At 70.5% G+C, this 8777-nt stretch carries 7 protein-coding genes; 5 read left to right on the top strand and 2 right to left on the bottom strand.

Annotated features, from left to right (window positions below; translation table 11 throughout):
- Positions 1 to 165 precede the first annotated feature (165 nt).
- Positions 166 to 1335 (bottom strand): serine hydrolase domain-containing protein, encoded by a 1170-nt coding sequence (locus ACWDAK_RS35955; RefSeq protein ID WP_427395403.1) that lies wholly within the window; start codon positions 1333 to 1335, stop codon positions 166 to 168.
- Positions 1336 to 1453: 118 nt separating this feature from the next.
- Positions 1454 to 1741, bottom strand: a complete 288-nt coding sequence (locus ACWDAK_RS35950; protein WP_344640942.1) for a DUF4190 domain-containing protein — start codon at positions 1739 to 1741, stop codon at positions 1454 to 1456.
- 346 nt (positions 1742 to 2087) lie between these two features.
- Here ACWDAK_RS35950 and ACWDAK_RS35945 point away from each other — a divergent pair, with 346 nt between their 5' ends.
- The 5 genes from ACWDAK_RS35945 to ACWDAK_RS35925 all read left to right on the top strand — a co-directional run.
- Positions 2088 to 3392 (top strand): sensor histidine kinase, encoded by a 1305-nt coding sequence (locus tag ACWDAK_RS35945; protein ID WP_427395402.1) that lies wholly within the window; start codon positions 2088 to 2090, stop codon positions 3390 to 3392.
- The gene (locus ACWDAK_RS35940) at positions 3389 to 4093 is read left to right on the top strand and encodes a response regulator transcription factor (RefSeq protein ID WP_427395401.1); all 705 of its coding nucleotides are present in this window, start codon (positions 3389 to 3391) and stop codon (positions 4091 to 4093) included. Before ACWDAK_RS35945 ends, ACWDAK_RS35940 begins: the two co-directional genes overlap by 4 nt.
- A gap of 425 nt (positions 4094 to 4518) precedes the next feature.
- Positions 4519 to 6219: a S53 family peptidase gene (locus ACWDAK_RS35935; protein WP_344640927.1), complete on the top strand. Its 1701-nt coding sequence runs from the start codon at positions 4519 to 4521 to the stop codon at positions 6217 to 6219.
- A gap of 191 nt (positions 6220 to 6410) precedes the next feature.
- Positions 6411 to 6800 carry a hypothetical protein gene (locus ACWDAK_RS35930; protein ID WP_344640926.1) on the top strand — a complete coding sequence of 130 codons (390 nt, stop codon included), beginning with the start codon at positions 6411 to 6413 and terminating at the stop codon, positions 6798 to 6800.
- 106 nt (positions 6801 to 6906) lie between these two features.
- Positions 6907 to 8777 (top strand): WXG100-like domain-containing protein (locus ACWDAK_RS35925; protein ID WP_449806536.1); only part of this gene is annotated, 1871 nt, incomplete at its 3' end.

Here is an 8777-nt window from a genome sequence, read left to right as displayed (position 1 = left end):
CCACCCTACTTTCCGCTTGGTACCCCGTGGGCCCGGGGCACCGAAACAGCCACGAGAAGGTGATTCTGGCCACCAGTTTGTCCGGCACTGGTGGACCTCGACGTGGGACCGCACCGCTGGAGCGGACCGGCCTTCCGCTCCAGCGGCCCTTGTGGGAGGCGTGGTTCAGCGGCAGAGGGCCGTGTCCACGACACTTTCGAGATGCTTCGTGGCTGCCTCGTCGGTCGGGATGCTCGTCACTGCGATGTTGGCGGCGCGGCCGTCGTCGGTGACTCCGCCCCGGGTCTCGTATCCCGGGATGTCACCGCCGTGGCCCCAGTAGACACCGCCGCACGACAGTGGCCTGCTGATGAGCCCCAGTCCGTAGCCGGCGCCGGTGTCCCCGATGGGGACGGTGGTGCGCATCTGGGTGAGCTGGGCCGCTGGGAGGAGGCGGCCGGCGAGGAGCGCGGTGAAGAACTGGTCGAGGTCGGAGTTGGTGGAGGTCATCTGGCCTGCGGCCCAGCCCGCGGAGGGGTCCAGTTCCGTGATGTCGCGCAGAGGTCCGCCCGCTGGATCCCTGTGGTAGCCCTCGGGATGGGGTTCTCGGATGCTCCTGTCACCGGGGGCGGGGAAGTAGGTGTGGCGCAGCCCGATGCGTTGGAGGATGCGTTGGCCAATCTCCTCGGCGAGGGGCCGGCCGGTGACCTTCTGGATGATCAGGCCGGCCAACACGTAGTTCGTGCTGCTGTACTCGAATTTCGCCCCGGGGGCGAAGTCGGCCTTGTGCTGGAAGGCGATGTCCAGGAGGTCGCGGGGTTCGAAGTACCGGTGCTGAATGGTGGCGTCCTCGACGTAGCCCTCGTAATCGGGAAGCCCGCTGGTGTGCTGGAGGAGCTGACGGACGGTGATGCGGCGTCCGTCGATCCCCTCCCCGTGTACGAGGCCCGGCAGATAGGTGTCGACCGGTTCCTCGAGGCCGACCTTCCCTTCACCGACCAGTTGCAGCACGACCACCGCGGTGAACGTCTTGGTGTTGCTGCCGATCCGCACCTGGCCGTCCCTGGGCACCTTCGAGCCGGTGGCCAGGTCGCCGACCCCCGCGGTGTAGGTACGGGTGCGGCCCTCACGGTCCTTGACGCTCGCCAGCGCGGCAGGCAGGCCATCGGAGTGCACCAGCGCGTTCAGGCCCTGCTGGACGGTGTCCGGCCTGGCGGCAGCCGACGCGGCGGGTGGCGCCAGGGCACCCATCGTCATGACGCCGATGGCCACGGCGGCCGCGGCCGGCACGGCTCGTCGCCGACCGCCCTGCTGCCGCCCGGAAGAACGAAGCCTCTGCCACGCCTGCTCACGCATGAGTCAACTCCTGTGGAATCGTTGGGAAAACAGCGGTGTGTGCCGAGCCTCGGTGGGGCCGGCCGCTCGAGCGGTGCGCCGAGGCCGGGGCATTGCCGGCTATGCCACCGGCCGCCGGTCAGTCTCGGGTGAGCTGCTGGTGGACGCACTGCTCGTATTGCCGGAAGCTGTCGAGCTGGTAGCACTGCTGCGTCTTGTCGGCGTACCAAACCATGAAGACGGCGACCAGGATGGACACCACGATCGCGATGAACGACGTCACCACGCCGGTGACGGACATGCCCCAGCCGATACCGCTCCGCTTGGCCGTCCTCAGGGCGACGATGCCCAGGACCAGACCGATGACGCCGAACAGGCCGCCGATGAAGACGATCGAGGTGATCAAGCCGATGGCGCCCAGCACCATGGCGGCCACGGCCAGGCCGTTCCTGCCGACCGGAGGCTGCACGCCGTAGCCGGGGCCCTGGAGGTAACGGGAACGGGGGTCTGCCCCAGCGGTCCAAGTCGATGCCGTCCGAGTCGGCGCTGTCCGAGTCGGCGTCGACGCCGTCAGAGCTGACATGGCCTCAGCCGGCGCCGTGTGATTCGGTGACGCCTCTCTCCCCCGGGTGTGCATAAGCCGTCCTCTCGTCAACTGGGCAGGACACGATCATCGGTTCCGGGGGCTCGGGCGCGCATCGCGGGAAGAAGGGAGAGAATGCTCCCTCGACCGGGGGAGGCCACCGGCGAGCTGCCCGGTCATACTGGCGATCGTGATCAGGGGAATCCGGCCGTTGCTGCGCGGCTCCACGTATGCGGGTGCGCTGTTCGCCTATTGCGGCGCGTTGGCGAGCCTTCCACTGCTGCCGTTCGCAATGCTGCCGGCGCTGACGTGGCGATCCGCTCCATATGGAGTGCGGGCCGTTCTGACCTTGCTGGTCTGGGCAGCACTGATCGGCGCGGTCGGGCTGGCCCGCACCACACGGCGGGCGCTGATCGCGTCCGCCCGTCGACTGCTGAGGGTGCCGTTGCCGGATCCTGCGGCCGGCCGTCGGTTCGCGAGCTCACCCGGCACTGGGCCGACTCCTACGGCGCCGGCCCCTGCTCTGCCGACCCCTGCCGTGCCATCCGGCGCCGACCGTTGGCGGACTCCGCTCTGGCTGCTGCTGCACGTGGCACTGGGGTGGACGGGGGCGCTGGTGAGCGGTGTGCTGCTCCTCGCGGGCCTGTCGCTGCCGGGGGGCTGGCTCGGCGGCGAGGCGCAGGTGAGTCTGTTCGGCTGGTCGGCGCGGGTGGCGGGTGGCTGGTCGAGCTGGGCGGTGGCGCTCGGCTGTCTGCTGCTGGCGGCAGCGGTGTGCGTGGTGGTGACGAGCGCTCTGCGATGGTTGGCACCGAGGCTGTTGGGGCTGTCATCGGCTGAGCGGCTCGCGCTGGCGGCCGAGCGGGAGCAGCGGCTGGCCGAACGCAACCGGCTGGCCCACGAGTTGCACGACTCGATCGGGCACACGCTGACGGCGACCACGATCCAGGCGGCGGTGGCGGGCGAGGTGCTCTCCGCGGACCCGGTGGCGGCCCGGGCCGCCCTGCGCAGCATCGAGGAGTCGACCCGGGCCGCGCTGGAGGACCTGGACTACGTGCTGGGCGTACTGCGCGAGAAGGAGGCGGGGACGGCGCCGACCCGGACCTTGGCCGACCTGCCTGAACTGCTGGACCGGTTGCGGCATGCGGGCGCGGTGGTGGAGCCGGTGCTGTCGGGCGAGTGGGCGCAGGTGCAGGGGACGCTCTCCCGGGCGGCGTACCGGATCCTGCAGGAGGGGCTGACGAACGCGTTGCGGCACGGGTCGGGCGGTCCGATCGAAGTGCGGGTGGTGGCGGCATCGGACGCACTGGAGCTCCGTGTGGTCAACCGGACCGGGGCGGGCACGGGCACGGGCACGGGTGCCTTCCCGACGTCCGGGCACGGCCTTCCCGGGCTGGCCGAGCGCGTGCGGCTGCTTCACGGTGAGATCGAGGCCGGCCCGGACGGGCCGCAGCACTGGCGGTTGGCGGTCCGGCTGCCGGTACGGGGGTCGGCATGATCGGCTCCGGCGTGAGCGAAGCCGCCACCACCAGCCCTACCGGCACCTTCGTCACACTCCTGATCGCGGACGACGACGAGGTGACCCGCAGCGGTCTGCGCACGTTGCTCGCGGCCCAGCCGGGGATCGCGGTGATCGGGGAGGCCGCCGACGGTGTCGAGGCGGTCGAGCAGGCGCGGCGGCTGCGGCCGGACGTGGTCCTGATGGATGTGCGGATGCCGCGTCGCAACGGGATCGAGGCCACCCGGCAGCTGCTGGCCGAGTCGGCCGAACCGCCGAAGGTCGTGGTGATCACCACCTTCGAGAACGACGGCTACGTCACCGCCGCGCTCAGCGCGGGGGCCAGCGGTTTCGTGCTCAAGCGGCTTCCGGTCCGGCAGATCGCGGAGGCGGTGCGGGTGGTGGCGGCCGGGGAGGCGATCCTCTTCCCGGCGGCGCTGCGCCGGATGATCGCCGCCCGCCCGCTGGGCTCCGCCGAGGCGTTGCCGAAGGCGGCGCTGACGGGGCGGGAGGAGGAGGTGCTGCGGTTGATGGCCACCGGCCTGTCCAACCCGGAGATCGCTCAGTCGCTCACGGTGACTCTGGAGACGGTGAAGACGCACGTCGGGCACGTGCTGACCAAGCTCGGCGCGCAGAACCGGACCCACGCGGTGGTGATCGCGTACGAGTCCGGTCTGGTGGTGCCGGGGTTCGCCGGCTGACCCGGCCTCTGTCGCGGCCTTCGCCGGCCGGGCCGGGCGACTTCGATCACCGTCGCGTGATCCCCGACGCGGCGCCGCCCGCTCCGCTGTGATGCCGTGAGGACCGACGGCACCGTCTTGGCCCGGTGCTGCCCCAGTGCGGGCGCGAACCGTGGAGGGGCCGACGGCCGTACGGGAGCGGGAGAACACGAGCTTCACGATCCCGGGGATTGGGTGGGGGATCGATGGACGTCCCCAAGACTCGTGCTGGAACCGGCCGTTAACTGTATGGAGGGCCGGTCATTCAGTTGCAGCTCCCAGCATCTTCACAGTTGACTGTTTTTTAGTAAGGAATTGCTCAGACTTGAGCCCAATCCTGAGAGTTTCCTGGGAAGTTCGGACAAGCGTTCCCGATCCGGAGCTAACCCCACTTCCCGGAGGATCCCGTGCGACCCCGCTCGCTCGCTCTTGCCTCGGCACTCGCCGTCCTGCCGCTGACCGCGGCTTCCCTGGCAGCCACGACCGCCTACGCCGCGCCGGCGCCCCACGTCTCGGCGCCCCGGGTGGCACTGCCCAACACCGTGACCCCCGCGGTGGCCCACTCGCAGAAGCAGGGCGATGTCCCCGCCGCCCAGCAGATATCGGTGGCGGTCAGCCTCAAGCTGCGCAACACCGCGCAGCTCGACCGCTTCCTCGCGGCCGTCAACGACAAGCACTCCCCGCAGTACGGGCACTACCTGACCCCGGCTCAGTTCACCGAGCGCTTCGGCCCGACCCAGGCCGATGTCGCGCAGGTGCGCTCCTACCTGGAGGGCCAGGGCCTGAAGGTCACTTCGGTCAGCGCCAACCGCCAGGTGGTCAACGCCAGCGGCACCAACGCGCAGATCGCCAAGGCCTTCGGCACCCACGAGAGCCGTTACGTCGACAAGCTGGAGAAGAAGGCCTTCTTCGCCAACGACGGTGCCGCCTCGGTGCCGGCCTCGCTGTCCGGCGTGGTCCAGGGCGTCTCCGGTCTGAACAACAAGACCGTGCGCACCACCCGCATGGCGAAGCCGAAGGCGGCGACCCCGCACGACACTCCGAGCGGGGTCGCTCCGGCGCAGTACAACGGCGCCTACAACCTCGACAAGCTGGGGACCGACGGCAGTGGCACCACCGTCGCCCTGTGGGAGTTCGACGGCTACTCGTCGTCCAACCTGAAGACGTACGACAGCCAGTTCGGCCTGTCCGGTCCGGACGTCAGCACGGTCTCGGTGGACGGTGCCAACTACGACAGCTCCCCGGGCCAGGGCCAGGGCGAGGTCGAGCTGGACTCCGAGATCGTCCGCGGTGTCGCGCCCAAGGCCCAGCAGCTGGTCTACGAGGCCCCCAACAGCGACCAGGGCGAGATCGACATGGCGGCCCAGATCGTGTCGGAGAACAAGGTCTCGGTCATCTCCATCTCGTGGGGCTCCTGCGAGCCGGACACCACCGCGTCCTCGATGACCGCGGTGGACAACTCCTTCAAGCAGGCCGCCGCGCAGGGCATCAGCGTCTTCTCGGCCTCCGGTGACGACGGCTCGCGCGACTGCACCCGCTCCACCAGCGGCTCCTCCGTGCAGGCGGTCGACTTCCCGGCCTCGGACCCGTACGTCACCGGCGTCGGCGGCACCAACCTCAGCGTGAACGACGACAACAGCTACTCCTCGGAGAGCGCCTGGAGCACCGCCGGCGGCGGCGTCTCCACCCAGTTCGCCCAGCCGAGCTGGCAGAGCGGCACCGGTGTCGGCGGCGGCAAGCGCACCGTCCCGGACGTCTCCTCCAACGCCGACCCGAACAGCGGCTTCGCCGTCTACACCGCGGGCGGCTGGCAGGTCATCGGCGGTACCTCCGCCGCGGCCCCGCTCTGGGCCGGCTACGCCTCGCTGTTCAACCAGAAGGCGAAGGCCGCCGGCCAGTCGGCACTCGGTGAGGCCAACCCCAAGCTGTACTCGATCGCGGGTGGCAGCAACTACGGCTCGGCCTTCCACGACGTCACCACCGGCGCCAACCAGGACTTCTCCGCCGGCACCGGCTACGACCAGGTCACCGGCTGGGGCTCCCCGGTCGCCGACGGCCTGACCAACGCCCTGCTCGGCGGCAGCCAGTCCTCGTCGAGCGACGAGTAACCGCACCTGCACCCGGCGACCGCCGGTACGGGGTTCCCACCCCGTACCGGCGGTCGCGTTTTCCGGGCGCGCCCACGGGATCACCGGAGCGGTTGCTGGGCGTCGAGCGGTCGGAACGATAGAGTGTCGGACACCATTTCAGATGATGAATGCTTAGATTTTGATCGTTTGAGGATGTTCAATGAGCAGCCTTGGGGGAGGCGGCAGGTTTGGCCGGCGGCGAGTTCAAACTGAATCCGTGGGAACTGCAGGGCGAGGGGCGGGAGTTCGAGAGCCTCGCGGAGGAGTTCGGCAAGGCGACGGACAGCCTGAGCAAGGGTCTTGAGGCTCTGAAGGAGCCCTGGGGTGACGATGACATCGGCCAGTACTTCGGCACCGTCTACACGGGAGCACGTGACGGGATCGTCGACTCGATGAACCACCTGGCGGAGCAGCTCGGGAAGATCGGCGGGGGATTGCAGAGCATGGCTGCCTCGGCTGCTCAGACGGACGACGAAGTGGGCACGGGGATGGACCGGTTGGACAGTCGGCAGCAGGAGATCACCGAACGGATCGGCCGCTTGGACCGGCCGCGTCTCTGACGCCGTGTGTGCACCTGCCTCTTGCGGATGCACGGGTGGGGGCGAGCGCCGGGCGCGCTAGCTGAATCGATTCTTCGCGAACGGGGGAGGTTTTCGCGTGTCCATCATGCTGCCGAGCGAGCTCGAATGGGTCCTGCAGATCCTGGGCTACAACTGGCCTCACGCCGACGAGGACAAGCTGCGGGAAGCCGCGCAGGTATGGCGCGAGTTCGGTCAGGAGATCGACCGGATCCGCGAGCGCGGCAGCAGCTCGGCGCAGCGTGTCACCAGCGACAACTCGGGCGAGGCGATCGACGGCTTCGTCGAGATGTGGCGCAGGTTCGACGGCGGTGGCGGCTACCTGCACGAAGCCAAGGAGGCCGCCGAACTGATGGCCTTCGCCCTGGAGGCCGCCGCGATCGCGGCCGAGGTCGCCAAGATCGCGGTGATCGCGCAGCTCGTCATGCTGGCGGTCGAGATCATCTCCGCCCAGGCCGCGGCGCCGTTCAGCTTCGGCCTGTCGGAGGTCGGCGCGCTGGGTGCCACCCAGGCGACCAGGCTCATCGTCAGAAGGATCCTGACGGAGCTGCGCCACAAGCTGGTCGAGACGCTGAAGCAGACCCTGAAGCAGTCGGCGATCCAGGCTCTGGAAGCCATGGTCAGCGACTTCATCAAGCAGGGCGTCAAGATGGAGTTCGGAGCCCAGCAGGGCTTCAACGTCGGCGAGTTGGCCAAGACCGGCGTCGACTCCGTGAAACAGAGCGTCAAGGACCTGCCCAACAGCCTCGCGACGGGCCTGCGGGACAACGTCGCCTCCGGCATGGCGGGCGCGGCCAAGCACCGGGCGACGGGTGGCGGCTCGCACGAGTCCCCATCGGCCCATGTACCTCATGAGTCCCATGAGTCGGGCTTGCCGCAGGGGTCCCACGAGTCATCGGGCTCTCACGAACCGGGATCGTCCGGCCCGCGTGAGTCGGGTGAGTCGTACACGACTGGCAGTGGCGGCGGCAGCGGTAGCAGCGGCCATGGTGGACCGTCTGCCGGGGTGGGTACGCGGTCCGACGGCGTCGCCGGCGGAGGCGGCTCCGACGAGGGCGGGCAGCACACCGGTGGGGGCTCCTCGGGCGCACACGACAGCGCCTCCGGTGTGGGATCCGGCAGCGGGACCGACCACGCCGGCGGTGCCTCGCGCCCTCGTACGGACCGGGGCCCCGCACTGGACCCGTTCGGCACCCGGCTCACCGGCGACGGCGACAGCGTCCCAGCCGCCTCGCACCACGACGAGGCCGGGGCCCGGCCGACCCGCGCGAGCGAGACACCCTCATCGGCCCCGGCACACCACCCGGGCGAGCCGGCGGCGCACGGCACCGGGCCCGCAGAGCACGCCGGTAGCGCCGGAGGACCCTCCGCCGGCGTCAACCACTCCGACACCCCGGCACACGGCGCGTCGGAGCAGCTGCCGACCTCCGGCCGGCACGCCGAGGGACCCAGCCACGGAGACGCGCCTGCGGAGCACGGCAGCACCGGACCTTCGCCGGCGCCTTCGCCCGCGTCCTCGTCCGTGCCGAGTCACGGTCAGGTGCCCTCCGGACACGCGGGTTCGGAGCCTGCTCCGGCGCCCGGGCACCACGGCGAAGCACCTGGGCACGCGGGGGCGGAGCAGCCGTCCGCGCCGACGCATCACGGAGGCGAACCCCAGCGCTCAGGGCCGGAGCACCCGTCCGCGCCCGCCCACCACGGAGACGAACCCGCCCGGCACGCCGCACCGGCCGAGCGCGGCGGCTCGGAGCCGTCCCCGGCCACGGGCCACCGCACGGACGCAACGGTGCACAGCACCGAACCGCCCGCCCAGCACCCGGGCGGTGGCCAGACCTCCGCCCCGGGCCATGAGCACGGCGGTGCGCAGCGGCAGGACGAGTCGGGGCGTCCCGGGACCGAACCTGCTGGGACGGCAGGCCACCCGGCCCAGCCGGCCGAGCACGGCGGTGCGCAGCGGCA

This window comes from Kitasatospora sp. NPDC001175, assembly GCF_053598215.1.
This window is presented reverse-complemented; position numbering and strand designations above follow the sequence as displayed.